The organism is Erythrobacter oryzae (genome assembly GCF_030271515.1).
GTDB lineage: Bacteria > Pseudomonadota > Alphaproteobacteria > Sphingomonadales > Sphingomonadaceae > Erythrobacter > Erythrobacter oryzae.
In genome coordinates this window covers 587,014-611,741 of sequence record NZ_JASCXI010000001.1, presented here as the reverse complement: position 1 = coordinate 611,741, position 24,728 = coordinate 587,014, and the positions used below count along the sequence as shown (strand labels likewise).

Genomic DNA, 24,728 nt, shown 5'->3' with positions numbered 1-24,728 from the left:
ACGGTCAGACAGGTTCGTCGTTCCCCCCTCAGGAGATGCACAGCCCCCCGTCGACCGGCAGACATTGCCCGGTGATGTAATCGCTGTGCGAGGAGGCGAAGAACACCGCCAGCCCCTCGAGCCCCGCGTGATCCCCCGGACGGCGCAGCGGGATGCGGCGGCTCATCCACTCGGCGAATTTCGGGTCGGCCTTGGCGGTGATGTCGGTCTCGTAAAAGCCGAAAAGCAGCGCATTGGCGGTGATCTTGTAGCGCGCAAGCTCGAAGGCGGCGGCGCGGGTGAGGCCGTTCAGGGCCGCCTTGGACGCGGCATAGTCGGACGAGCGGTTGACCCCCATGATCGACTGGCCCGAAGAGGTCGCGACCAGCTTGCCCCCGGGCTCGCCCTCCTTGGCGCGGTCGATCATGTGGCGGGTGACATGCTTGTAGACCAGCGCCGCGCCGCGGGCGTTGACCGCCATCGTGTGATCCCACCCCTCGGCAGTGATGTCGGGGATCGCCGTGCCTGCGCCCGAGATGCCGGCATTGGCGAAGCAGCTGTCGACCCGGCCGAAGGCGGCGAGGGTGGCATCCATCGCCGCGGCGATCTGCGGCTCGTCGGCGACATCGCAGGCGAGCGCCAGCACCTCGCCAATCCCAATTCCGCGCAACTCCTCGCGCGCGGCCGCGTTCTTGTCCGCATTGCGCGCCCAGATCGCGACATTGGCGCCCGCCTTGGCAAGCCCGCGCGCCATTGCGAGCCCGAGCCCGCCATTGCCGCCGGTGATGATGGCCGTGTGGCCGGTGAGATCGAACAGGTCCATGGCCGCTCAGGTGGCGCAAAGCCGCCGCGCCTGCAAGCTTTGGCGGGAACCGGCGAGGGGGCAGCGCGGTTACCCGCCGCATGGACGGACAAACTTCGCTTTCTCCCGCGGCCCGCGTGCTCGGCTATGCCGGGCTGCTGCCGCAGATCATCTGCATCGCCATGATCCTGACGGGCCACGAATGGCGCTATGCGGGGCTCGCGGGCGGCTTTGCCTATGCCGCGGCGATCTTCAGCTTTCTCGGCGGGGTGTGGTGGGGGCAGGCGCTTGCCAGCCAGCGCGCGACCACGGGCGCCTATGTCCTCGCCGTCCTGCCGAGCCTCATCGCGGTGGCGCTGTTCCTGCCGTGGACCTTCGGCTGGGAGTGGCCGGGCCCGGCGCTGCTCTATCTGGGCGCGCTGATCCTCGCCTCGCCGCTGGTGGACCGCGCGCTGGGCTTTGCCGCGCCCGATTTCCTGCGCCTGCGTTGGCACCTCTCGATCGGGCTCGGCCTGCTCACCATCGTGCTCGGCCTGCTCGCGCCGCAGGTCATCTAGCCTCGCCGCCCGCGGGTGGGCGGGAGTGCGTCGTTTGCAATGAATTAACCAACGCGGCCTAGAGTGAAGCCCGGGTTTCCCCACGGGATGGCGCGTTTGATGATCGCATCGCTGAAGTCTCTGGCCGACTGGACGCGGCGCATCTTCGGTTCGTCCGGGGGCGATGCGACCGTGCTCAAGGCCAGGCTGGACCGCCGCTCGGGCGCCGACCTGTTGCGCCGCAAGCGCATGAAGGTGGCGGTGATGGCGATCCTGTTCGGGGTCGTCTCGGGGGTGGTCGATCTGCCGCTGCCGGCCGAGGACGCCCTGCGCCTCGCCCGCGCCCAGCTGCGCACGCGCCCGGCGTCGCCGGACATCGTGATGATCGCGATTGACGATACGACACTCAATGAACTTGGTCAGCCGATGCCGAACAGGCATCAGGACAGCGAGGTCATCGAGCAGATCGTGCGGGCGGGAGCCAAGACTATCGTCTTTGACCGTGCTCACGCAGATCCGGAATTCTCGGAGAGCGACGCTGACTTCGCGCGTACGCTGGCTAAGCACCGCGGCAAGGTGTGGCTGGGCATGTCACCCGGAAATCAGATCGGATTTCAGAAAAGTGAGGCCATCTTCCCCGTTGAAGCCTTTCGATTGGCGGCACCGCAAGCTTCGATGGTGGGTTTTTTCAGCCCTTTCAGCCTCTCTTTGCAAATCCCCACCGAGGTTGAACACAAGGGTGTCACGTACCCCGCGATTTCGGCGGTCCTCGCAGGGTACGGTGGAACAGCGGTCCGATATCGCCCTGATTTGGCATTCAATCTGCATACGATCCGGACTTACCGGTACCTGGACGTGCTGCAAGGAAGGGTTAGCGCCAAGGAACTTGCCGGCAAATCCGTGATAATCGGCAACACCTTCATTGATTCACCCGATATGCACCGGCATCCAATTTACGGAAAGGTTTCGGGCACATACTACCAGATCATAGGTGCTAACACGCTTCAGCGCGGTCAGCCGCTCGATCTCATGTGGTTCCCGGCGATCCTGATCGCTGCTGCGGTTATCGTGGCACAGGCCCGCAGCCGCCGTCGATCAATGGGCCTGCTGTGGCTCCCGGTGGCCGTGTTGCCGATGGCTGCCCTCGTGCTCGACGAATTCACCATCAACATCGACATGATCTCGGCCTTCCTCGCGCTGCTGTTCGCGGGAATCGGTTTCAGCCGGATCAACAACAAATATTTCAGCGCCGACGTCGACGCGATGACGACCAGCGCGATCAGCTCCGAGAATGCCAATGCCGACTGGGACGTGTTCGCGCTCAAGATCGCCAATCTCTCCGAACTGTCCGAGGAGTGGAGCTCGCGCGACATCGGCGATTTCGTCAACACGCTCATCGGCTACGTGAAAGGCCCCGGCGAGATCGGCGACATCGCCTTCGAGCGCGATGTGCTGATCTGGCTCGCGCCGCGGATGGAGAATGTCGAGCTCGAACGCCACACCGATGGCCTCGCGCTGATGCTCAAGACCGCGATCAGCCACGACTGGCAATCCTCCAACGGCGCGCCCGCGATCGGGGTCGACACCAACCACGACCTGCCGGTGGCGGTGCGTATCAAGAAGGCGATGCAGGCGGCCGACGAGGCGGCCACCCGCGGGGTGCGCTTCATCATCAACGATGCCGCGCATCTCGAGGCGCGCAACCAGCGGCTCGAGCTGATCCGCGTGCTCGAGAAGGGCCTGCGCGATCGCGACATCGGAGTGGCCTACCAGCCCAAGATCGACCTTGCCTCGGGCCGGATCGTGGGCGCCGAATCGCTGATCCGCTGGCGGCCGGGCGGGGGCGAGCTCATCAACCCGCAGGATCTCGTGCTCGCCGCCGAAGCCGGCGACCGGATCAACGAACTGACCCTGGTGGTGATGGAAACCGCGCTGGTCGACGGCAAGCAGGCGATCGCGCTCGACCCGCGCTTCAAGCTGGCGGTCAACATGTCGGCCAAGAGCCTGTCGGACACCCACCTCATGTTCGACATCATGACCCTGCTCGGACGCTACAATTTCCCGCCGGAGAACCTGACGCTCGAACTGACCGAGACCGCCAAGCTCGAGGACCACCGCATCGCGCCGCAGATCGCTGCCTTGAAAGCGCGCGGGATCTGCCTGTCGATCGATGATTTCGGCACCGGCGAATCGAACCTCGAATATATCGAGAAACTTCCCAGCTCCGAGCTCAAGATCGACAGGAAGTTCGTCCAGCACATGGCGAAGTCGGAAGAGAGCCGCGCCGTGGTGCGCGCGACGATCGAGATCGCGCATTCGCTCGGCAAGGTGGTGGTCGCTGAAGGGGTGGAGGATCCCGAAGTAGCCGCAACACTGCGGGCGATGGGCTGCGATCAGGCGCAGGGCTTCCTGTTCTCGCAGGCGATCGGGATGCCCGAGCTGCTGGCGATGATGGGAGGCGGAAGGGCTGCGGTTAACGCTTGATTAGGGTTAATAATCTGTTAAAGCTCCCAGCATCGGGTTTAACCAATGCTATGGAGGCCTTTATGTGGGCTTGGTTTTTCGAGTTGATCGGCACCCGCTGATAGGCTGCCGCATGAAGTCAAGTAAAGCCCCGGGAAACCGGGGCTTTTTTCGTTTCCGGCGACCAAGCGGGAGCGATCCGAGGCCCAGCATTCAGCCCCCTAGCCAATCGCCAAAGTCTTGCGAATCAGGGTTAACGCTTATCGTGCTGGCCGGGCGCAGGGCTGAGGCCCGCGCCGCGCATTATCTGCAACAATGCACGAGGAAATTGGTCGGGGAGAGAGGATTCGAACCTCCGGCCCCTGCCTCCCGAAGACAGTGCTCTACCAGGCTGAGCTACTCCCCGACCGTGTCGTTCCCGCGCGGCCGGAAGGCCCTGCGGGTCGAGGCAAGGCGCGCCCTATAGGTGGGGATGGGCATGGTGGCAAGCGGGCAATTGCACGCTATGGTCGCCGACATGGCCAGCCTCGCGAATCCCCTTTCCATCCCGGCGAATCCGCATCCCGAGCAGCAATATCTCGATCTGATGCGCCAGATCTGGGAGACTGGCAGCGAGCGGATCGACCGCACCGGCATCGGCACGCGCTCGGTGTGCGGAAGCATGCTGCGATTCGACCTCGGCGGGGGCGCGATGCCGCTGCTCACCACCAAGCGCGTCTACTGGAAGACCGCGACGCGCGAGCTGCTGTGGTTCCTCACCGGGGAGACCAATATCCGCCCTCTGGTGCTGCAAGGGGTGAAGATTTGGAACGAATGGCCCCACGCGCGCTACGTCCGCGAGACGGGCGATGCGATCAGCCTCGAGGATTTCGTCCAACGAATCGCCGATGACGAGGCATTCGCCCACCGTTGGGGCGATCTCGGTCCGGTCTATGGCAAGCAGTGGGTCGACTGGCCGACCTATCGTTACCGCCCCGACGGCCTTTACGAGAAGGGCGAGGGGATCAACCAGGTCGCGCAGGTGATCGAATCGCTGCGCACCAGCCCCGGCAGCCGCCGCCACATCATCGAAGGCTGGAACGTTGCCGAGCTCGATCGCATGGCGCTGCCGCCGTGTCACAAGACCTACCAGTTCCATGTCGCGGGGGAGGGGAGTGCGGCGCGGCTCAACTGCCTCCTCTACCAGCGAAGCTGCGACGTTGCACTGGGGCTGCCGTTCAACCTGTGGTCGGCGGCGCTGCTCACCCGGATCATCGCGCAGCAGGTGGGGATGGAGCCGGGCGAGCTGGTGTGGATGGGCGGTGACGTCCACCTCTACCTCAACCACGCGCACCTGATCGAGGAGCAACTCTCGCGTCAGCCTCGGGGCCATCCGCGCCTCGAGATTACCCGCCAGCCCGAAACAATTTTCGGTTATGCCATCGAGGATTTCGTGGTGCATGATTACGCGCCGCTGCCGCCGATCAGCGCCCCTGTTGCGGTCTAGCAGCCGCGCGCGCGTCGCGCTTGACCGCACCCCGCGCTTGAAATAAAAATACGTATTCAAGCAAAGATCGAACCCGCTCGCCACGTGGTCGATCACCACGGGGAGAGCGCGAGAGATGGCCGATCCAAGGGCACCGTCAGAAAGCAACCGCCCGGCGCTGGCGCTGCATGTGCCCGAGCCGAAATACCGGCCCGGCGACAAGGCCGACTTCTCGCATATCGACATCGGCCAGCCCGGCGACCAGCCGCGCCCGGACGAGGGCATCCACCCCTCGCAGATGGCGGGGCTCGCCTATGGCCTCGTGCGCGTGCTGGGCGATGACAACCACGCCCACGGCCCGTGGAACCCGCGCCTCGATCCTGAAACCCTGCGCACCATGCTCGGCCATATGGCGCTGGTGCGCGCCTTCGATGAGCGGATGTTCCGAGGGCAAAGGCAGGGCAAGACCAGCTTCTACATGAAGTGCACCGGCGAGGAGGCGACCTCGATCGCGCCCGCGATGGCGCTCGCCAGCGACGACATGGTGTTCCCCTCCTACCGCCAGCAGGGCATCCTGCTGGTGCGCGGCTATCCGCTGATCGAGATGATCAACCAGATCTATTCGAACAAGGCCGACAAGCTGAAGGGCCGCCAGCTGCCGATCATGTATTCGAGCCGCGAGCACAGCTTCTTCTCGATCTCGGGCAATCTTGCGACGCAATGCCCGCAGGCCGTGGGCTGGGCGATGGCTTCGGCGATCAAGGGTGACAGCCGGATCGCGGCAAGCTGGGTGGGCGAGGGTTCGACTGCCGAGGGCGATTTCCACTCGGCCTGCACCTTCGCTGCGGTCTACAACGCGCCGGTGATCCTCAACGTGGTCAACAACCAGTGGGCGATCAGCAGCTTCAGCGGGTTCGCCGGGGCCGAGCGAACGACCTTTGCCGCGCGCGGCCTCGGCTATGGCATCGCGGCGCTGCGGGTCGACGGCAATGACGCGCTCGCCTGTTACGCGGCGACCGAATGGGCCGCCAACCGCGCGCGCGGCAACGACGGGCCGACGCTGATCGAATACTTCACCTACCGCGCGGAGGGCCATTCCACCTCGGACGACCCCTCGGGCTACCGCTCGGCGCAGGAGCGCGAGGAGTGGCCTCTGGGCGATCCCGTCACGCGCCTCAAGAACCATCTCATCGCAATTGGCGAATGGGACGAGCAGCGCCACGCGGCGATGGACCTCGAGTGCGCCGAGCGGGTGAAAGCCACCACCAAGGAGGCCGAGAAGAACGGCATCCTCGGCCACGGCCTCCACCACCCGTTCCACACCATGTTCGAGGACGTTTACGAAGATCTGCCCTGGCACCTCGAGGAGCAGGCCGAACAGGCCATCCGCGAACGCATCGCCAAGTTCGGCACGGAAAGGCCCTTCGGATGAGCGACCAACCTGCCACTCTGGGCGAGAACGTGCTTACCGACGCGCCGGAGCGCCGCCTCAACATGATCGAGGCGATCAACGAAGCGCTCGACATCATGCTCGCGCGCGATCCCGACGTGATCATCATGGGCGAGGATGTCGGCTATTTCGGCGGGGTGTTCCGCGCCACGGCCGGACTTCAGGCCAAGCACGGCAAGAACCGCGTGTTCGATACGCCGATCAGCGAATGCGGGATCATCGGCGTGGCGGTGGGGATGGGGGCCTACGGCCTCAGGCCCGTCCCCGAAATCCAGTTCGCCGACTATATCTATCCCGGTCTCGACCAGCTGATCTCGGAAGCCGCACGCCTGCGGTATCGTTCGGCGGGCGACTATATCGCGCCGATGACGGTGCGCTCGCCCTTCGGGGGCGGGATTTTCGGCGGGCAGACCCACAGCCAGTCGCCCGAGGCATTGTTCACCCATGTCGCGGGCCTCAAGACCGTGATCCCGGCGACCCCGCACGATGCCAAGGGGCTGCTGATTTCCGCCATCGAAGACAATGATCCGGTGATCTTCTTCGAGCCCAAGCGCATCTATAACGGGCCGTTCTCGGGCTATTATGACAAGCCCGTCGAGCCGTGGAAGAAGCACCCCGATTCGGTCGTGCCCGAGGGCTACTACAAGGTGCCGCTCGGTAAGGCGCGGGTGGTGCAGGAAGGCGAGGCGCTGACCGTGCTCGCCTATGGCACGATGGTCCACGTGGCCGAGGCGGTGTGCCGCGAGAAGGGCGTCGATGCCGAAATCCTCGACCTGCGCACGCTGGTGCCGCTCGACATCAAGGCCATCGAGGCCTCGGTGGAAAAGACCGGCCGCTGCCTGATCGTCCATGAGGCGACCCGCACCTCGGGTTTCGGCGCTGAGCTTTCCGCGCTCGTCACCGAACGCTGCTTCTACCACCTCGAAGCGCCCGTGGAACGGGTCACCGGCTTCGACACGCCCTATCCCCACAGCCTCGAATGGGCCTATTTCCCCGGCCCGGTCCGCATCGGCGAGGCAATCGACAAGCTTCTCAAGGACTGACCCGACAATGGCCAAGTTCATTTTCAAGATGCCCGACGTGGGCGAAGGCGTAGCCGAGGCGGAAGTCGTCGAATGGCACGTGAAGGTCGGCGACCGGGTCGAGGAAGACCAGCACATCGTCGACGTGATGACCGACAAGGCGACGATCGACATCGAAAGCCCGGTTGCGGGCGTGGTGACGACCCTCGCGGGCGAGGTCGGCGATGTGGTCGCGATCGGCGCGATGCTGCTGGTGATCGAGACCGAGGGCGAGGTCACCGAAGAGGAAGCCGAGGCCGCAGCCGAGCAGATCGAGGAAGACATGTCCGATGCGCCGACCTCCGAGGAGGTGGCCGAGCGGATCGAGGTCGAGACTCCGGATGCCTCGGACGCCGACGACGCGATGGCGGCAGCGCCCGCTCCTGCGCCTGAACACCGGGCCGAGGCCAAGGTCCTCGCCAGCCCCGCCGTGCGCCAGCGCGCCAAGGATCTCGGGATCGACCTCGCGCAGGTGAAGCCCGCCGCCGACGGCCGCGTGCGCCATGCCGATCTCGACGCCTTCCTCGCCTATAACGGCGGCTTCGGCGCGGCCGGCAAGGCCCGCGCGGACGAGACGATCAAGGTCATCGGCCTCAGGAAGCGCATCGCCCAGAACATGGCCGCGGCCAAGCGCCACATTCCGCACTTCACCTATGTCGAGGAGTGCGATGTCACCGATCTCGAGGACCTGCGCGCCCAGCTCAACGCCGCGCGCGGGGAGCGGCCCAAGCTCACCATGCTGCCGCTGCTGATCACCGCGATCTGCAAGGTGATCCCGCAATTCCCGATGATCAACGCCCGTTATGATGACGAGGCCAATGTCGTCACTCGCTACGGCGCGGTGCATCTCGGCATGGCGGCGCAGACCGATAGCGGCCTGATGGTCCCGGTGATTCGTGACGCGCAGGCCAAGAACCTGTGGCAGCTCGCCCGCGAGATCGGCCGCCTCGCCGAGGCCGCGCGCACGGGCAAGGCGACGTCGGAGGAACTCTCCGGCTCGACCCTCACTGTCACCTCCCTCGGCCCGCTTGGCGGCGTCGCCACCACCCCGGTCATCAACCGGCCCGAGGTGGCGATCATCGGCCCCAACCGCATCGTCGAGCGCCCGATGTTCGTCCCCGACGGGATGGGCGGGGAGCGCATCGCCAAGCGCAAGCTGATGAACATCTCCATCTCCTGCGACCACCGCGTGGTCGACGGGCACGATGCGGCGAGCTTCATCCAAGGCGTGAAGAAGCTGATCGAGACGCCCGCGCTGTTGCTCATCGACTGAATGGGGTAATGTCGGGGCCGGGAGGGCTCCGACATGACCCGTGATCCGCGCGTCGACGACTATATCGCCAAGGCCGCGCCCTTCGCGCAGCCGATCCTCAGCCATGTCCGCGCGCTGCTGCACGCGGCGCTTCCCGAGGCCGAGGAGACCATCAATTGGGGGATGCCGCACTTCATGGTCGGGGGTAAGAACGTTGTCGGCCTGGCCGCGTTCAAGGCGCATGCCTCGATCGTCATTCACCACGAGGGGCGCAGCGGCGCGGAGGATGGCAAGGGCGGGATGGGAACGCTCGGCAAACTCACCAGCCTTGCCGATCTCCCCGATGACGCCGGGCTGATTGCGCGTTTTCAAGCGGGGCACGCGAATCTCGCCAAGCCCAAGCCCAGGCGCGCGGCCAAGCCCGAACTGCCCGTCCCTGCCGCGTTTGCTGCCGCGCTCGATGCGGCGCCCGCCGCGCGCGCGACCTTCGACGCCTTTGCCCCCTCGCACCGCCGCGAATATGTCGAGTGGATCGCGGAGGCCAAGCGCGAGGAGACCCAAGCCAAGCGCGTAGCGCAGGCGGTGGAATGGCTCGCCGAGGGCCGAAAACGCAACTGGAAGTACGAGAACTGCTGAGCGGCTCGCACACCCTTCAAAATTTGCCGCAATGGCCGTTGACAGCCCCAAGCCGCAAGCCTAATGGCGCTGCTCCACGAGCGGGACGGCATCGCCTGAATGCTCGAATGGACAAGATGCGCGGGTGTAGCTCAGTCGGTTAGAGCGCCGGCCTGTCACGCCGGAGGTCGCGGGTTCGAGCCCCGTCACTCGCGCCACTTGTTCCTCGGGACGGCCCTTGAGGCCATGCGAAAGGCGGGCGTTCAGTCCGCCTTTTTTTTTTGCTCCGGCGGGCTCCAGCGACCCGTCTCCATCCAGATCAGGAAGCGCCGCAAGGGCAGCAGCCAGACGAGGCCGAGGATCACGTAGACCACGGTCTGCGCCGCGCCCGGCCAGCTGCCGATGATGTCGGGCGCATAGCGCGCGATAACGATGCCGTAGACCATCAGCGCGACAAACAGCGCGAAGATGCCGAGGGGGATTCGCCAGGTCGGGGTCTCGCGCATCAGGTCAGTCCATAAATGCGGGTGGGGGTGACGACCGCATCGAGCGGTTTGTCGTGGGGTTCGGTCGGCAGGGTCTCGCAGGCTTGCGCGTCCCAAGCGAGGCCAACGGCGAGCGCGGGGGTATGTTCCGCGAGCCAGCGGTCGAAATGCCCACCGCCCTGGCCGAGCCGCTCGAGATCGGGGGTGAAGCCGACCAGCGGCACGAACAGCACGTCCGGCACCAGCGGCTCGGCCTCGGCGGCAGGCTGGAGCATGCCGAAGGGACCGACCTCGAGGTCGCTCTCGGAATGGGGGTCGGTGTGGCGCGCAAAGGTCATCGCGGCGCCGCGCGCGGCGAAGCGGGGGAGGGCGATGGTGTGCCCTGCTTCGTGGAAGAAGCGGGCATAGCCGCTCGCGGGGGCTTCGTAGGGGGCGGCATGGTAGAGGCCGATCACCGCCTCGTCCCCGATCCGCGCGAGCAGCGGGGCAGGGGGGCGATGGAACAAGAGGCCGCGGATGGAATCAGGCAGCGCCGCGACATGGGCACGACGCGCGGCGCGAAGCTGTTGGCGGAGTTCGGATTTGGTGGGGTGGGTCATTGCTTCAGGCGGTAGCCCCCGCGCCGTTTACCGGCAAGGGCGCGTGAGGCTCGCTCCTCCACCACCTCCGGTGGTCCCCCTCCCCGAGCGAGCTCGGGGAGGATCAGCCGGGCCAAAGGCCCGCAAGCGCGAACGCGCGCCTGGAAGGGTGGCCCGCAGGGCCGGGCCCCTGGAGGAAAGCCAAGCGCGCGGACGCGCGCGCCGGCGCCTGAGGCGCAACAAAAAGAGTGACGGAACCACCATGGGTCGTTTGCGCTAGAAATCCTCTGACGCGTGGTACGTCAGGTGGGCGCCGTATGCCCGAGAGTTCCGGACGAACCGGCACGCAAGGGCAGGGACAACTCCCATTTGGATTACTTATAGCCTCAGGGATATTCAATCGGCTCGTGCCGGGCAGTCCCGCCGTCTTCTATCTAGGCGTTCGCGGCGGCGGCTTCAAGCGCGGCGGCACTGGCCTCGGCGGCAGCGGCAAGGGCTTCGAGGCGCGCGGCGAGGTCCGCGTCGCCGGCGGAGGCAGCAGGCGTACCGCCGAACAGGTCGAATTGCGGGACCGGAGCGGGGACAGGGGCCTCCGCAGCAGGCGTAGGGCTGGCCGCGGCCTCGCGCGCTTCGGCAAGCTCAGCCTCGAGCCGGGCGATGGTCTCGCGCGCGGCATCGAGTTCGGCGGTATCGGGTTCGGGCGCGGGTTCGGTGACCTCGGCGACGCGCTTCTTCGCCTGATCGAGCTCGTCGGCCATGAACAGCGCAGCAAACAGCAGATTCTGCGCCTCGAGCGGCGCGCGCGCGCTGCCCAGCTGCGCATATTTTTCGGCGATCATCGCACCGAGCGCGCGGATGTGGGCTTCCTGCCCGTCGGCGCAGGCGACGGTGTAGGTCTTGGGGCCGATGCTGAGAGTGACGGTGCTCATGGGGCTGGCCTATTCCTCGAGCGTTGCCAGAAGTGCGTCAAGTTCGCGAAGACTTTCCGCGACTTGCTCGCGCAGCTTCTCGTGGACATTGACCAGCTCGACCACCCGCGCGGAGCTGCCGGAGCCCCGCGCCTCGCTATCGCCGAGGCTCTCGCGCGCGGCATCGATGCGCGCCATCGCGGCCTCGATGCGGGTTACGGCGGATGCGATGCGGTCGGCGCTCATGGGCGTTACCGATACCAACAGAAGGTTGCCCGTGCAAAGGTTTGGGGCGGGCTGTTGATAAATGCCCTGCCCGCGCCAGACGGGGATTGGCAGCGGCAGAGGTTGACCTCCCCCGTGGGCTCGGCAATGGCAGCGCCGACCTTAACCGGGGCTCGAATCGCGCGCGGTTTGCGCGCCGGGCTCCCGCAGGAGAACAGCGTGCCGATGAGCCTCGATGCCGCCCGCCTTCAGCCCATGGCCAACGCCATCCGCGCCCTGTCGATGGACGCGGTCGAGGCGGCCAATTCCGGGCACCCGGGGATGCCGATGGGCATGGCCGACGCAGCGACGGTGCTGTTCACGCGCCATCTGAAGTTCGATCCGGCCGCGCCGCACTGGGCCGACCGTGACCGCTTCGTGCTGAGCGCGGGCCACGGCTCGATGCTGATCTACAGCCTGCTCTACCTCACCGGCTATGCCGCGCCGACGATCGACGACATCCGCAATTTCCGGAAGCTGAACTCGCCCTGCGCGGGCCACCCCGAGAACTTCCTGCTCGACGGCGTCGAGTGCACCACCGGCCCTCTGGGACAGGGCCTCGCGATGGCGGTCGGCATGGCGATGGCCGAGCGGCACCTCAATGCGGTCTATGGCGACGATCTGGTCGATCACCGCACCTGGGTGATCGCGGGTGACGGCTGCCTGATGGAGGGCATCAATCACGAGGCGATCGGGCTTGCGGGGCACCTCGGGCTGGGGCGCCTCAATGTGCTGTGGGACGACAACCGCATCACCATCGACGGGGCGACCGAGCTGTCGACCTCGGAGGACATCAAGGCGCGGTTCGCGGCCACGGGGTGGCATGTCACCACCTGCGACGGCCATGACTTCGCCGACATCGATCGCGCGCTGGCCGAAGCCAAGGCCGATCCGCGCCCCTCGCTGATCGCCTGCCACACGCTGATCGGCAAGGGCGCGCCCAACAAGCAGGGCACCAGCGGCGTCCACGGCGCTGCGCTGGGCGGGGCCGAGGTTGCCGCCGCGCGCACGGAATTGGGCTGGCCGCATGAGCCATTCGTGGTGCCGACCGACATCCTCGCCGACTGGCGCAGCGCGGGCGAGCCCGGTCGCAGCGCGCATGGCGCCTGGGCGGGGCGGCTCGAAGCGAGCCCCCACAAGGCCGAGTTCGAGCGCCGCATGGCGGGCGATCTGCCGCACGGCGATGCGGCAGGCGACTACATCGCCTCGCTGATCGCCAATCCGGTCAAGGTCGCCACCCGCAAGGCGAGCGAGATGGCGCTCGCCCAGATCAATCCGCGCCTGCCCGACACCATCGGCGGCAGCGCCGACCTCACCGGCTCGAACAACACGCTCGCGGGCGGGATCGGGACCTTCTCGAAGGACGACTATTCGGGCCGCTACGTCTATTGGGGCATCCGCGAATTCGGCATGGCCGCCGCGATGAACGGGATGGCGCTGCACGGGGGCGTGATCCCCTATGGCGGCACCTTCCTCGTCTTCACCGACTATGCGCGCGGCGCGATCCGTCTCTCGGCGCTCCAGCATGCCCGCGTCATCTACGTGATGACCCATGATTCGATCGGCCTCGGCGAGGACGGGCCCACGCACCAGCCGATCGAGCACCTCGCCAGCCTGCGCGCCATGCCCAACCTCCTCGTCATGCGCCCGGCCGATGTGGTCGAGACCGCCGAGTGCTGGCAGATCGCGCTGGCGCAGAAGGACCGGCCGAGCGTGCTGGCGCTGACCCGCCAGAACCTCCCCCAGCTGCGCCTGACGGCTGAGGCAGAGAACCTGAGCGCCAAGGGCGGCTACCGGATCAAATCCGCCGAAGCGGCCCGCAAGGTGGTGATCCTCGCGACCGGCTCGGAAGTCGAGCTGGCCGCCCGCTGCGCCGCGCAGCTCGAAGGGCAGGGCATCGGCACCGACGTCGTCTCGATGGTCTCGACCGAGCTGTTCGACGAGCAGCCCGCCGAATACCGCGCCGACCTCCTCCCCGCCGATGCGCTGATCGTCTCGGTCGAGGCGGCGAGCACCTTCGGGTGGCAGCGCTACACCGGCCTTGCGGGCCTCAACATCGGGATCGACAGCTTCGGCGCTTCGGCCCCGGCGGAAGACCTGTTTGCCCATTTCGGTCTCACGCCCGAGGCCATCGTTCCGCAAATCCTGAACAAACTGAACGCTTAAGCAGGAGTACCTCTCATGGCTACCAAAGTCGCCATCAACGGCTTCGGCCGCATCGGCCGTCTTGTCGCCCGCGCCATTCTCGAGCGCACGGACCACGATCTCGAACTGGTCGCGATCAACGACCTCGCCGATGCCAAGGCCAATGCGCTGCTGTTCGCCTTCGATTCGATCCACGGCCGGTTCAAGGGTGAAGTCACCGCCGATGGCGACGCGATCATCGTCAACGGCAAGCGCATCGCGGTGACCAAGGAGCGCGATCCGGCCAACCTTCCGCACGCCGCGATGGGTGTCGACATCGTGCTCGAATGCACCGGCTTCTTCCAGTCGGACGAAGCGAGCCGCCCGCATCTCGCCGCCGGGGCCAAGCGCGTCGTCATCTCGGCGCCTGCGACCGGCGTGTCGAAGACCATCGTCTACGGCGTCAACCACGAAACGCTGACCGCCGATGACGTGATCATCTCCAACGCCAGCTGCACCACCAACTGCCTCGCGCCGGTGGCCAAGGTGCTCAATGATGTCATCGGGATCGAGCGCGGGTTCATGACCACGATCCACTCCTACACCAATGACCAGCGGATGCTCGACCAGATCCACTCGGACCTGCGCCGTGCGCGCGCCGGTGCGCAGAACATGATCCCCACCACCACGGGCGCCGCGCGTGCGGTCGGCCTGGTGCTGCCGGAGCTGAAGGGCAAGCTCGACGGCTCGTCGGTGCGCGTCCCGACCCCCAACGTCTCGATGGTCGACCTCGTCTTCGTGCCGAGCCGCGACACCACCGCCGAGGAAATCAACGCCGCGCTGAAGGCCGCGGCCGAGGGCCCGATGAAGGGCGTGCTCGACTATACCGACCAGCCGCTGGTCTCGAGCGATTTCAACCACTACCCGGCGTCTTCTACCGTCGATTCGCTGGAAACCAGCGTGATGGAAGGCAAGCTCGCCCGCGTCGTCAGCTGGTACGACAACGAGTGGGGCTTCTCCAACCGCATGATCGACACCGCCGGGGTGGTGGCTAAGTTCTTGTAATCGAACGCCCCTCCCGCCTGCGGGAGGGGAGCGAGACTTGCCCCGGACTTGATCCGGGGCTTAGTCGCAGCGGGGTGGGCCTGCGCCACGCTCGTGCCCACCCCCGGCCCCTCCCGCGAGCGGGAGGGGAGAAGGAGTGAGCCAATGCCCAAGTTCAAGACCCTCGATGACCTCCCCGCCGACCTCACCGGCGAGGTCGCGCTCGTCCGCGTCGACCTCAACCTTCCCATGAAGGACGGCTCGGCAACCGACGTGACGCGGGTCGAGGCGGTCAAGCCGACCATCCTCGAGCTCGCGGGCCGCGGGGCCAAGGTGCTGCTGCTGGCGCATTTCGGCCGCCCGGGAGGGCAGCGCTCCTCGATGCTTTCGACCAGCATGGTGATCGGCGATGTCGAAGCGGTGCTGGGCAAGGAAGTCATGTTCATCCCCGAGATCGCCGGGCCTGTGGTCGATCAGGCGGTGAGCAGCATCCTGCGCAGCGGAGACATCGGCCTCCTCGACAACACCCGCTTCTGGCCGGGGGAGGAGAAGAACGACCCCAACCTTGCACAGGCGATCGCCGCGCACGGGACGCTCTACGTCAACGACGCCTTCAGCGCTGCCCACCGCGCACACGCGACCACAGAGGGCCTCGCGCACTGGCTTCCCGCCTATGCGGGCCGGTCGATGGAAGCCGAGCTCAAGGCCCTCGACGCAGCCCTCGGCACGCCCGAGCAGCCGGTCGCGGCGGTGGTCGGCGGGGCCAAGGTCTCGACCAAGCTTGCCGTGCTCGAGAACCTCGTCGGCAAGGTCCAGCACCTGATCATCGGCGGCGGCATGGCCAACACCTTTCTCGCCGCCCGCGGGGTGAATGTCGGCAAGAGCCTGTGCGAGCACGACCTTGCCCCCACGGTCGCCAAGATCATGGACGAGGCCGATGCGCGGGGCTGCACCGTGCACCTTCCCTATGACGTGGTCGTCGCCAAGGAATTCGCCGCCAACCCGGCCTCCTTGCGGGTCTGCAACGTCCACGAGGTCGCCGAGGACGAGATGATCCTCGACGTCGGCCCGACGGCGGTCGAGGCGCTGGCGGATGTGCTCAAGACCTGCCGCACGCTGGTGTGGAACGGGCCGATGGGTGCCTTCGAGACCGAGCCCTTCGACGCGGCGACGGTGGCGCTCGCGCGCACGGCGGCGGCGCTGACGCTCGAAGGCTCGCTCATCAGCGTGGCCGGGGGCGGGGACACGGTCGCCGCGCTCGCCCATGCCGGGGCCTCCGAGGATTTCACCTATATTTCAACTGCTGGCGGCGCATTTCTCGAATGGATGGAAGGCAACGTCCTGCCCGGCGTCGCCGCGCTCGAGGTCTGATCCGTGGCGGTCAGTGAAGCCGAGATCGAGGCGCTGGCGCTCGGCGCGATGCGCGCCTGGGTGGCGGGCGATGCCAAGGCGATGAAGAAGCTGACGGGCAAGGACTTCCTCATGCTCGTCGGCAGCACTCCGCCGCAACTGCTTGATCGCCCAAGTTTCCTTGCTGCGATGGAGCGCGGCTTTACCTGCAACCGCTTCGCCTTCCGCGAGGTGATCGCGCGCAAGCACCGCGATGCGGCGTGGTTCGTGGCGGGGGCCGATCTCGACCTTTCCCTCGGCGGGCGGGCGTGGACGGGGGCCTTCCTCGTCTCGGCGCTGTTCCGCAAGAGCGCTTGGTCGAGCAAGCTGCTGCTCGCCGACCTGAGCCTCGCGCGGCAGGACCCGGACCAAGGCCTCGCCTCGGCCGTCGCCAAGCTGCAATTGTGGAAGTGATCCGATGAGCGACGCCAACGAACAGAGCTTCGGCCAGTTGACCACCATGGAAGAGGGCGAATTCGCCGGGTGGCAATATTGGCTGGGCGACCCTTACGAGACCCGCTCGGGCCCGTTCTACCACCGGCGCGAGGCGGACGGCTCCTATGTGAGCGCCTTCCGCGCCGAGGCGCGCCACATGAACGGCGGCGGCTTCATGCATGGCGGCTGCATGATGACCTTCGCCGACTTCGCGCTGTTCGCGATCGCCACCGACGAGCTCCGGGGCGATCATGCGGTGACGCTCAACCTGTCGGGCGATTTCCTCGGCTCGATCAACGAAGGTGCGCTGGTCGAGGCGCGCGGGGAAGTGACCCGCGGCGGCGGCAAGACGATCTTCGTGCGCGGGCTCGTGACCGGCGACGGCAAGCCGGCGCTGAGCTTCACGGGGATCATCCGGCGGCTGTCGAAGCGCTGAATTCTTCGCGGTTGCAGCATCCCGAAGGCCTCGCTAATGGCCCGTAGAGCAGTTTGTGCATACCTATGCATTGACCTCAGGGGCCGCACGACACCACCTCTCGCGACTTGGAGACACGCTTGCCATGAACACCCTCGAAATGACGACCCGCATCGCCACCGGACAGGGGTTCATCGCCGCGCTCGACCAGTCGGGCGGCTCGACCCCCAAGGCGCTGCGGGGCTACGGGGTGGATGACAGCGAGTGGTCGGGCGACGAGGAGATGTTCGCCCAGATCCACGCGATGCGCGCCCGCGTCATCACCAGCCCCTGCTTTTCCAGCGGCAAGGTGATCGGCGCGATCCTGTTCGAGAAGACCATGGACGGCGAAGTGGATGGCAAGCCCACAGCCGAGGCGCTGAAGGCGCGCGGGATCGTCCCCTTCATCAAGGTCGACGAGGGCCTTGCCGACGAGGCGGGCGGGGTGCAGCTGATGAAGCCGATGGTGAAGCTCGACGCGCTGCTGGCGAAGTCGGTGGCGCAGGGGATGTTCGGCACCAAGATGCGTTCGGTCATCAAATCCGCGAACCCGGCAGGGATCGCTGCCGTCGTCGCCCAGCAGTTCGACATCGGCGCGAAGATCATCGCCGCGGGCCTGATGCCGATCATCGAGCCCGAATACGACATCACCGCCGAAGACCGCGAAGCGGGCGAGGCGCTGCTGCTGGCCGAGATCCTCAAGCACCTCGATGCGCTTCCGGAAGGCCAGCAGGTGATGCTCAAGCTCTCGATCCCCGCGACGCCCGGCCTTTACGATCCGCTGATCCAGCACCCCAAGGTGCTGCGCGTCGTCGCGCTCTCGGGCGGGTTCTCGACCGACGATGCCTGCGCGCGCCTCTCGCACAACCCCGGCATGATCGCGAGCTTCAGCCGCGGGCTCCTGCAGGACCTGCGCAAGGGCCAGTCGGACGAGGAGTTCAACACGGTGCTCGGCAAGGCGATCGACCAGATCGCCAGCGCGAGCGTGTGACGCTGCTCCGGGCGTGAGCGAGCCGGCGGAATTTGCCTATCACCGGGGGATGGCCCCGATCCTGTGGGTGTTCTTCGCGCTGGCACTGATCGAGCTGTTTGCGGTCCATCTGCTGGTGGCGACCCGCTGGCCCGCGGTGGGCTGGCCGCTGTCGATCCTGTCGGGTTGCGCGGTCTTGTGGACCCTACTCCTGATCCGCTCGCTCCCCCGCCGCCCGCACCGGATCGAGGGCAGGAAGCTGGTGCTCAACTTCGGCAGCCTGCACGACGTTACGCTTGAGCTGGCCAATATCGCTGCGGTCCAATCCGCATGGGAGGCGGGAGGCGACAAGGCTGCGGACGCGCTGAAGCTCTCCGGCATTGCCTATCCCAACCGCTGCCTGGTGCTCGCCAAGCCGCTGCCGCGCGGCAAGGCGCGGGTGTTCATCCGGCTCGATGACCCTGCCGCTTTCGATGCAGCGCTGGCCGCGCGCGGCGTGCCGGTGAGCCCTCAGCGCGCCTCGTAGGTGAAGCGGTAGGCCTCTTTCGGCGTCTCCTGCCCTTCGCCCGCCATCCGGCCCGGTTCGCCCGAGGTCAGCGCGAGGACGACATCGTGGGTGCTCCACGGCTCGCCCAGGGTGAGATCGGCGGTGTCGCGCCAGCCGGGGCCGTCGATGCGGGTCTTCACCACCAGCCGCCCGGCCCACACGCAGCGCGCGTTGATCGGGCAGCGGCTGTCCTCGACCACCTCCATCGGTGTGGCGACGACGGTGCCGACCGTCACCGCTTGCCCGAGCGCGACGGGGGTGCCCTGCGGCAGGGCGACGCTCTCCGGGCTCGGCGTGTCGGGAATCACCGCGCAGGCCGACAGGGCGGCGAGCAGCAGGGTAGGGCTTAGGTGGCGGAATAGCGTGTTCATGCCGTGCAAAAGCCCTGCAGTGCCTGAGTGCCGCCTGAACGAGGGCGAAGTGTTCGAATTTCCGCGACGGCGCGAAGGGTTCCGGGCTGCCGGACGTTGTGAACTTGTGCACACCCCTCAGCCTCGCCGGAGCCCCCCATGATCGCGCGCAGTCTTTCGAGAACGTCGGCTCTGGCGGCCTTTCTGGCGCTGACGGCGTGCGGCGGCGGCGGGAGCGCTCCCGCGCCTGCCCCGACGCCTACCCCGAGCCCCACTCCCACCCCGACACCATCGCCCACCTCGACCGAGCGCAATATCCTGCCCGCCGACACCAGCGCGGCGATCACGACCAATCTCCAGGCGCACTTCGTCATCAACCCCGATCCGCAGGTTCCTGCCAAGGGGCGCCTGTTCGTGATGCTGCCCGGCACCGGCGGCATCCCGGCGGTCTACCGCGACATCGTGCGCACCGGGGCGGCGCGCGGCTATCATGCGCTCGGGCTCACCTATCCCAATGACGAGGCGGTCGAGCGGTTGTGCGGCAGCTCGGTCGATCCCGATTGCACGGGCAAGGTCCGGCGCGAGATCATCACCGGCGAGGATACCAGCCCGCTGGTGGCGGTGAACGCCGCCAATGCGATCATCACCCGGTTGACCGTGCTGCTCCAGTTCCTCGAGCGGACTTACCCGGCGGAAGGCTGGGGGCAGTTCCTCAGCGGCGGGCGGCCCGATTGGAGCCGGATCACCATCGCGGGCCATTCGCAGGGTGGGGGCCATGCGGGCTATTTTGCCAAGCTGGTGGCGCTTGACAGGGCGGTGATGTTTGCCGCGCCCGCCGATTCTGGATTGGCTCCGGCCAGCACCGCCCCGTGGCTGTCGCTTCCCAATGTCACCCCGGCCGATCGGCAATATGGCTTCATCCATGTCGATGACCCGCTGGTCCCACTGGCGACGGCCAACCGGGCGTGGGAGGCGATCGGGATGGGCGCCTTCGGGCCGCTCACCAGCGTCGACGGCAGCGCGGCGCCTTTCGGCAATTCCCGGCGGTTGACGACCGCCGCCGCGCCCAATCCCAACCCCACCGGCCCCAGCGCCTCGCCCGCCCACGGCGCGCCGGTGCTCGACAGCGTGACCCCGCGCGACGCGCAGGGCCGGCCGGTGTTTGCGCCGGTGTGGAACTACCTCGCCTTTCCGTGACATCGCGGACGCAGGCTGACATTGCCGCGAAATCGGCTAATGCGCCTCGGATGACCCAGACACAGCTCTATCTCATTTCCCCCCTCGACGTCGGCGGCGAGTTTCCCGCGCGGCTCGAGCGGGCGCTGGCTGCCGGCGCGCGGCGGCATGGCGATCTTGTTACCGCCTTCCAGTTCCGGGTGAAGGGGGTGGACCAGCACGAGGCCGCGCGCCTCGCCGCGCCCCTGCAAGCCATCTGCGCCGCGCATGACGTGGCCTTCATCGTAAATGATTCGGTCGCGCTAGCCAAGCGGTTGAAGGCCGACGGGGTGCATCTCGGGCAGGACGACGGCTCGCCCAAGGAGGCGCGCGCCGAACTGGGCCGCGAGGCGCAGATCGGCGTCACCTGCCACGCCAGCCGCCACATGGCGATGGAAGCGGGCGAGGCGGGGGCGGATTACGTCGCCTTCGGGGCGTTCTTCCCCTCCGCCACCAAGGACAAGGGTGATGCGGAACGCCCGGAGCCCGAACTGCTGCAGTGGTGGACCCAGCTGTTCGAAATCCCCTGCGTCGCCATCGGCGGGATCACGCCCGACAACTGCCAGCCGCTGGTCGAGGCAGGGGCGGATTTCCTCGCGGTCTCCCACGCCGTGTGGGGCGGGGACGAGGTCGCCGCGATTGAGGCCTTCGCCAAGGTCATGCGGGGGTGAAGCGCCGCCTCGCCTTCGCGGCGGGGGCGATTGTCCTGTGGCTCGGCGCGGTTGCGGCGTGGATCGCGGTCGGCCCGGCTGTGACGGGCAAGGAGCGCGGCGAGACTGCCATCGTGATGGGCGCGGCGGTGATCGGGGACAAGCCGTCACCGGTCTTTGCCGCGAGGCTTGATCATGCGGCGCGGCTTTATCGCGAGGGACGGACGGCGCGGGTGCTGGTCACCGGAGGGCGTTCGCCCGAGGACGGAGTGTCCGAGGCGGCGGCAGGTTCAGTCTGGCTGCAAGCGCATGGCGTTCCCGCAGCGGCGATCCTGATCGAAGACCGCTCGCGCACCACACGCCAGAACCTCGCCAATGCCGCGCGGGTGCTGGGAACGAGGCGGGGCAAGCCGGTGCTGATCGTCTCCGACCCGCTCCACATGCGCCGCGCCATGGCGATGGCGGCTGCCGAGGGCTTCGACCCGCAGCCATCGCCCACGCCCACCACCCGCTACCGCAGCCTCGGCACGCAAGTCCCGTTCCTCGCGCGCGAGGTGTGGTTCATGCATGTCTTCTGGCTGACGGGGATGTAGCGCCCTCGCGTCAGCAGCCCAGCTGGTCGGCGAGGTCGATGAAGCTGGTCGCGGACCACTCCCACGCCTGTTCGTAATGCGCGTCGGGCGCGGGCGCGCCGCCGTATTCGTCCGGGCGGTCGACATAGGCGCAGAGCAATCCGGCTTTCCGCGCCCCCGCCAGATCGCCGTGATGCGCGGCGACGAGGCACAGCTCACCCGGTGCGATCCCCAGCACCTCGGCAGTATGGAGATAGGCGCGCGGGTCGGGCTTGTAGGCCCCGCTCACCTCCGCCCCGAGGATCGCGTCCCACGGCAGGCCCGCGCGGCGCGCCATGTTGAGGATCAGCGCGATATTGCCGTTCGAGCAGGTGACTATAGGAAAGCGGGTCTTCAGCCGCCTCAAGCCCTCGACCGTATCGGGCCACGGGTCGAGCCGGTGCCAGGCGCGGTTCCAGTCGGCGAGCAGGCCCTCGTCGAGCCCCGCCGGATCGACTCCCCGTTCACGCAGGGCGCTCTCCAGCATCTCACGGTGAAGCACATCGAGCGGCACGAAAGCGCGGCCTGATTTGCGCATCCCCACCATCGCCGCGATATATTGCGAGCGCCATGCATCGGCGAAGGCGGCAGCATCCTCCGGGTCCTCGCCGATCTGCGCCAGAAACCCGGCGGATTCGCGCGTCACGCTGGTGCGCCAGTCGACCACCGTGCCGAAGACGTCGAAGGCGAGGGCCTTGGGCAGGGACGGGGCGGTCATCGCAGGCGAGGCCCGGTCAGTTCCCGCTCGACACCCGGGTGCAGATCATCTTGCTGAGACTGCCATCGGCGGCCAGCTTCTGGAGCGTGTTCTCGCCCAGCACCTTGAAGCGCTGGTCCTTCTTGGGACCGCGGGTGAAGACCACTTCGGTGCCGCGCAAAAGGTAGATGCCGTTGCCGGCGGGGCTCTCGTAGCTCGAGGCGGTGCCGATGCGGAAGGCCTCGGCCGCGACGGGCTCGAAGGCATTGCCGCCCGCATCACCCGGCAGCGCGCATTCCCAGTTGCCGTGGCGCAGGATGCCGAGCATCCCGCCCGAGGGCGTGCCCGCCGAAGCCGCTGGGCGCGAGGCGGCGCGCAGCGTGGACTGGTCCTGCCCGTTCCCGCGGCTCGGCAGGAGGGCGGCGGCGGTGGCGGCGGCGCTGGCCACCAACAGGAACACGTAGCGGGTCTTCATGGGGGCGCTCTACCACCGGCTGCGGGGCTGCGCCATGTCATTAACCACGCGTGCGCCGCGGCGCCCGGCCCGCGCTTGCCGATCCGCCGCCGCTCGGCTATGGGCGCGCATCTTTCGCGGGCGCGGCGCCTTCCCGGCCGCCCGCCCGCACGCTCTTTCCACCTCGTAAAAAGGCCCACAGCCATGAAGATCAGCGGCGTCGATATCCGCCCCGGCAACATTCTCGAATATGAAGGCGGCATCTGGAAGGTCGCCAAGATCCAGCACACCCAGCCGGGCAAGGGCGGGGCCTATATGCAGGTCGAGATGAAGAACCTGCAGGATGGCCGCAAGACCAACGTCCGCTTCCGCAGCGCCGACACCGTTGAACGCGTGCGCCTCGATACGAAGGACTTCCAGTTCCTCTATGCCGAGGGCGACGATCTCGTCTTCATGGACAACGACACCTACGAGCAGATCACGCTCCCCGGCGACCTCTTGGGCGATGCGCGCCCCTTCCTGCAGGACGGGATGCAGGTCGCGCTCGAACTGTGGGACGAAAAGCCGATCTCGGTCGAACTGCCCGCGCAGGTCGAAGCCACCATCGTCGAGGCCGACGCCGTGGTGAAGGGCCAGACCGCCTCGTCGAGCTACAAGCCCGCGATCCTCGACAACGGCGTGCGCATCATGGTCCCGCCGCACATCGGCAGCGGCACGCGCATCATCGTCGATGTCTACGAGCAGGCCTACGTCGGCAAGGCGGGTTAAGCAGCACATGGCAGCTATTTCCGGCCTCATCCGCGTCATGGAACGCGCTGCGCGCAAGGCGGGCGGGCGTCTGCGGCGCGATTTCGGCGAAGTCGAGCACTTGCAGGTCTCCCGCAAGGGCCCGGCCGATTTCGTCAGCAAGGCCGACATGCGCTCCGAGCGCACGATCTATGACGAGCTGACCGCCGCGCGGCCCGGATGGGGCTTCGTGATGGAAGAGGCGGGCGTGATCGAGGGCGACCCCGGCATGCCGCGCTGGATCGTCGATCCGCTCGACGGCACCAGCAACTTCCTCCACGGCATCCCGCACTTCGCCATCTCCATCGCCGCGCAGGAACCGCGCCCCGACGGCAAGGGCTGGGGCGATGTGGTTGCGGGCGTGGTCTATCAGCCGATCACCGACCAGACCTTCTGGGCCGAGAAGTCGCGCGGCGCGTGGCTCCACGATGCGCGCCTGCGCGTCTCGGCCCGCTCGCGCCTGTCGGACGCGCTGGTGGCGACCGGCGTGCCCTTCTTCGGCCACGGCGACTTTGGCGAGTGGAGCAAGATCTTCGGCGCCATCGGCCCCGAGGTCGCCGGGATCCGCCGCTTCGGCGCCGCCAGTCTCGACCTCGCCTACGTGGCCCAAGGGCGCTTCGACGGGTTCTGGGAGAGCGGCCTGTCCGACTGGGACACCGCCGCCGGCTGCCTGCTGGTGCGCGAGGCGGGCGGCTTCGTGTCCGACTTCCGCGGGCGCAGCGAGGCGATCCATTCGGCGCAGGTGCTCGCCGCCAACGACGCGCTGCATTCGAAGCTGCACAAGCTTCTGGCCGGCGCACTGCGCTGACACTTCAGTCCCTCCCCGTTCCAACGGAATGGGGAGGTGGCAGACGCCAAAGGCGGCTGACGGAGGGGTGACCCCGTCAACACGAAAGACCCCTCCGTCACCGCTGCGCGGTGCCACCTCCCCATTCGCGGGGCGAACGGGGAGGGACTGTCGCGCAGCGCTTGCCAGCCGGATTTGCCCCCGCTAACAGCGCGAGGCATTCGCTCAGGCGCCCCTGTGGTGGAATTGGTAGACGCGACCGACTCAAAATCGGTTATCGAAAGATGTGCCAGTTCGAGTCTGGCCAGGGGCACCACGTTTTTCGCTTTTCCTCAGTGCTGATCCCTCCGCTTCGCT

The 24,728-nt window shown here is 67.3% G+C and carries 27 protein-coding genes, 3 tRNA genes and 1 other RNA gene; 21 read left to right on the top strand and 10 right to left on the bottom strand.

Annotated features, from left to right (window positions below):
• Positions 1-28: 28 nt before the first annotated feature.
• On the bottom strand, positions 29-802 hold the full coding sequence (locus tag PFX90_RS03060; RefSeq protein ID WP_285710430.1) for an SDR family NAD(P)-dependent oxidoreductase: 774 nt from the start codon (positions 800-802) through the stop codon (positions 29-31).
• Positions 803-882: 80 nt separating this feature from the next.
• Here PFX90_RS03060 and PFX90_RS03055 point away from each other — a divergent pair, with 80 nt between their 5' ends.
• A complete protein-coding gene (locus PFX90_RS03055) occupies positions 883-1,338 on the top strand; it encodes a DUF3429 domain-containing protein (RefSeq protein WP_285710428.1) in 456 nt (151 codons plus the stop codon).
• Positions 1,339-1,437: 99 nt separating this feature from the next.
• Positions 1,438-3,801, top strand: a complete 2,364-nt coding sequence (locus tag PFX90_RS03050) for an EAL domain-containing protein (RefSeq protein WP_285710426.1) — start codon at positions 1,438-1,440, stop codon at positions 3,799-3,801.
• Positions 3,802-4,109: 308 nt separating this feature from the next.
• Here the strand turns inward: PFX90_RS03050 and PFX90_RS03045 are convergent.
• Positions 4,110-4,186: transfer RNA gene (locus PFX90_RS03045), tRNA-Pro, on the bottom strand.
• Between the two features lie 111 nt (positions 4,187-4,297).
• On the opposite strand from PFX90_RS03045, the gene thyA reads away from it, so the two are divergent.
• From thyA to PFX90_RS03015, 6 genes are all read left to right on the top strand, one after another.
• Positions 4,298-5,266, top strand: coding sequence for a thymidylate synthase (thyA, locus tag PFX90_RS03040; RefSeq protein ID WP_285710423.1), 969 nt, complete (start codon positions 4,298-4,300; stop codon positions 5,264-5,266).
• Between the two features lie 115 nt (positions 5,267-5,381).
• The gene (locus PFX90_RS03035; RefSeq protein WP_285710421.1) at positions 5,382-6,677 is read left to right on the top strand and encodes a thiamine pyrophosphate-dependent enzyme; all 1,296 of its coding nucleotides are present in this window, start codon (positions 5,382-5,384) and stop codon (positions 6,675-6,677) included.
• Positions 6,674-7,738 carry an alpha-ketoacid dehydrogenase subunit beta gene (locus PFX90_RS03030; protein ID WP_285710418.1) on the top strand — a complete coding sequence of 355 codons (1,065 nt, stop codon included), beginning with the start codon at positions 6,674-6,676 and terminating at the stop codon, positions 7,736-7,738. Before PFX90_RS03035 ends, PFX90_RS03030 begins: the two co-directional genes overlap by 4 nt.
• 7 nt (positions 7,739-7,745) lie before the next feature.
• Complete coding sequence (locus PFX90_RS03025) at positions 7,746-9,029, top strand: dihydrolipoamide acetyltransferase family protein (RefSeq protein ID WP_285710416.1); 1,284 nt, start codon at positions 7,746-7,748, stop codon at positions 9,027-9,029.
• A 33-nt stretch (positions 9,030-9,062) separates the two neighbouring features.
• The gene (locus PFX90_RS03020) at positions 9,063-9,644 is read left to right on the top strand and encodes a YdeI/OmpD-associated family protein (RefSeq protein ID WP_285710414.1); all 582 of its coding nucleotides are present in this window, start codon (positions 9,063-9,065) and stop codon (positions 9,642-9,644) included.
• 120 nt (positions 9,645-9,764) lie between these two features.
• Positions 9,765-9,841 (top strand) — tRNA-Asp (locus PFX90_RS03015).
• 45 nt (positions 9,842-9,886) lie between these two features.
• Here PFX90_RS03015 and PFX90_RS03010 read toward each other — a convergent pair.
• From PFX90_RS03010 to PFX90_RS02990, 5 genes are all read right to left on the bottom strand, one after another.
• Entirely contained in the window at positions 9,887-10,129 is a 243-nt protein-coding gene (locus PFX90_RS03010; RefSeq protein ID WP_285710412.1) for a DUF2842 domain-containing protein, read from the bottom strand.
• Positions 10,129-10,707, bottom strand: a complete 579-nt coding sequence (locus tag PFX90_RS03005) for a 5-formyltetrahydrofolate cyclo-ligase (protein ID WP_285710409.1) — start codon at positions 10,705-10,707, stop codon at positions 10,129-10,131. The genes PFX90_RS03010 and PFX90_RS03005 overlap by 1 nt, the downstream gene beginning before the upstream one ends.
• Before the next feature lie 229 nt (positions 10,708-10,936).
• Positions 10,937-11,110, bottom strand: a non-coding RNA gene (gene ssrS / locus PFX90_RS03000) — 6S RNA.
• A gap of 10 nt (positions 11,111-11,120) precedes the next feature.
• Positions 11,121-11,615 (bottom strand): cell division protein ZapA, encoded by a 495-nt coding sequence (locus tag PFX90_RS02995; protein WP_285710407.1) that lies wholly within the window; start codon positions 11,613-11,615, stop codon positions 11,121-11,123.
• Between the two features lie 9 nt (positions 11,616-11,624).
• The gene (locus tag PFX90_RS02990) at positions 11,625-11,840 is read right to left on the bottom strand and encodes a hypothetical protein (protein WP_285710405.1); all 216 of its coding nucleotides are present in this window, start codon (positions 11,838-11,840) and stop codon (positions 11,625-11,627) included.
• A gap of 204 nt (positions 11,841-12,044) precedes the next feature.
• On the opposite strand from PFX90_RS02990, the gene tkt reads away from it, so the two are divergent.
• The 7 genes from tkt to PFX90_RS02955 all read left to right on the top strand — a co-directional run bounded on the left by tkt (position 12,045) and on the right by PFX90_RS02955 (position 18,800).
• Positions 12,045-14,024: a transketolase gene (gene tkt / locus PFX90_RS02985; protein WP_285710403.1), complete on the top strand. Its 1,980-nt coding sequence runs from the start codon at positions 12,045-12,047 to the stop codon at positions 14,022-14,024.
• Between the two features lie 15 nt (positions 14,025-14,039).
• Complete coding sequence (gap, locus tag PFX90_RS02980; RefSeq protein WP_285710401.1) at positions 14,040-15,047, top strand: type I glyceraldehyde-3-phosphate dehydrogenase; 1,008 nt, start codon at positions 14,040-14,042, stop codon at positions 15,045-15,047.
• A 144-nt stretch (positions 15,048-15,191) separates the two neighbouring features.
• The gene (locus tag PFX90_RS02975) at positions 15,192-16,397 is read left to right on the top strand and encodes a phosphoglycerate kinase (RefSeq protein WP_285710399.1); all 1,206 of its coding nucleotides are present in this window, start codon (positions 15,192-15,194) and stop codon (positions 16,395-16,397) included.
• Between the two features lie 3 nt (positions 16,398-16,400).
• Complete coding sequence (locus tag PFX90_RS02970) at positions 16,401-16,829, top strand: nuclear transport factor 2 family protein (protein WP_285710397.1); 429 nt, start codon at positions 16,401-16,403, stop codon at positions 16,827-16,829.
• A 4-nt stretch (positions 16,830-16,833) separates the two neighbouring features.
• On the top strand, positions 16,834-17,286 hold the full coding sequence (locus PFX90_RS02965) for a PaaI family thioesterase (RefSeq protein WP_285710395.1): 453 nt from the start codon (positions 16,834-16,836) through the stop codon (positions 17,284-17,286).
• A 124-nt stretch (positions 17,287-17,410) separates the two neighbouring features.
• Positions 17,411-18,295 (top strand): fructose bisphosphate aldolase, encoded by an 885-nt coding sequence (locus tag PFX90_RS02960; protein ID WP_285710393.1) that lies wholly within the window; start codon positions 17,411-17,413, stop codon positions 18,293-18,295.
• Between the two features lie 49 nt (positions 18,296-18,344).
• Complete coding sequence (locus tag PFX90_RS02955; RefSeq protein WP_285710391.1) at positions 18,345-18,800, top strand: hypothetical protein; 456 nt, start codon at positions 18,345-18,347, stop codon at positions 18,798-18,800.
• Here PFX90_RS02955 and PFX90_RS02950 read toward each other — a convergent pair.
• Positions 18,785-19,192: a hypothetical protein gene (locus PFX90_RS02950; protein WP_285710388.1), complete on the bottom strand. Its 408-nt coding sequence runs from the start codon at positions 19,190-19,192 to the stop codon at positions 18,785-18,787. The two genes, PFX90_RS02955 and PFX90_RS02950, sit on opposite strands and share 16 nt — an antisense overlap.
• Before the next feature lie 138 nt (positions 19,193-19,330).
• Between PFX90_RS02950 and PFX90_RS02945 the strand changes: the two genes are divergently transcribed.
• From PFX90_RS02945 to PFX90_RS02935, 3 genes are read left to right on the top strand one after another with little or no spacing between them, the layout of a single operon-like run.
• Positions 19,331-20,368 carry a BPSS1187 family protein gene (locus PFX90_RS02945; RefSeq protein ID WP_285710385.1) on the top strand — a complete coding sequence of 346 codons (1,038 nt, stop codon included), beginning with the start codon at positions 19,331-19,333 and terminating at the stop codon, positions 20,366-20,368.
• Positions 20,369-20,418: 50 nt separating this feature from the next.
• On the top strand, positions 20,419-21,057 hold the full coding sequence (gene thiE / locus PFX90_RS02940) for a thiamine phosphate synthase (protein WP_285710382.1): 639 nt from the start codon (positions 20,419-20,421) through the stop codon (positions 21,055-21,057).
• Complete coding sequence (locus tag PFX90_RS02935; RefSeq protein ID WP_285710380.1) at positions 21,054-21,629, top strand: YdcF family protein; 576 nt, start codon at positions 21,054-21,056, stop codon at positions 21,627-21,629. Before thiE ends, PFX90_RS02935 begins: the two co-directional genes overlap by 4 nt.
• Positions 21,630-21,639: 10 nt before the next feature.
• Here PFX90_RS02935 and PFX90_RS02930 read toward each other — a convergent pair whose 3' ends face one another.
• The gene (locus PFX90_RS02930; protein ID WP_285710378.1) at positions 21,640-22,365 is read right to left on the bottom strand and encodes a haloacid dehalogenase type II; all 726 of its coding nucleotides are present in this window, start codon (positions 22,363-22,365) and stop codon (positions 21,640-21,642) included.
• Positions 22,366-22,381: 16 nt separating this feature from the next.
• Positions 22,382-22,819 (bottom strand): elongation factor P, encoded by a 438-nt coding sequence (locus PFX90_RS02925; RefSeq protein WP_285710376.1) that lies wholly within the window; start codon positions 22,817-22,819, stop codon positions 22,382-22,384.
• 183 nt (positions 22,820-23,002) lie between these two features.
• Between PFX90_RS02925 and efp the strand changes: the two genes are divergently transcribed.
• The 3 genes from efp to PFX90_RS02910 all read left to right on the top strand — a co-directional run bounded on the left by efp (position 23,003) and on the right by PFX90_RS02910 (position 24,687).
• Positions 23,003-23,566 (top strand): elongation factor P, encoded by a 564-nt coding sequence (gene efp / locus PFX90_RS02920; protein WP_066527865.1) that lies wholly within the window; start codon positions 23,003-23,005, stop codon positions 23,564-23,566.
• 7 nt (positions 23,567-23,573) lie between these two features.
• Positions 23,574-24,392 carry an inositol monophosphatase family protein gene (locus PFX90_RS02915; RefSeq protein WP_285710369.1) on the top strand — a complete coding sequence of 273 codons (819 nt, stop codon included), beginning with the start codon at positions 23,574-23,576 and terminating at the stop codon, positions 24,390-24,392.
• Between the two features lie 210 nt (positions 24,393-24,602).
• A tRNA-Leu gene (locus PFX90_RS02910) sits at positions 24,603-24,687 on the top strand.
• Positions 24,688-24,728 lie beyond the last annotated feature (41 nt).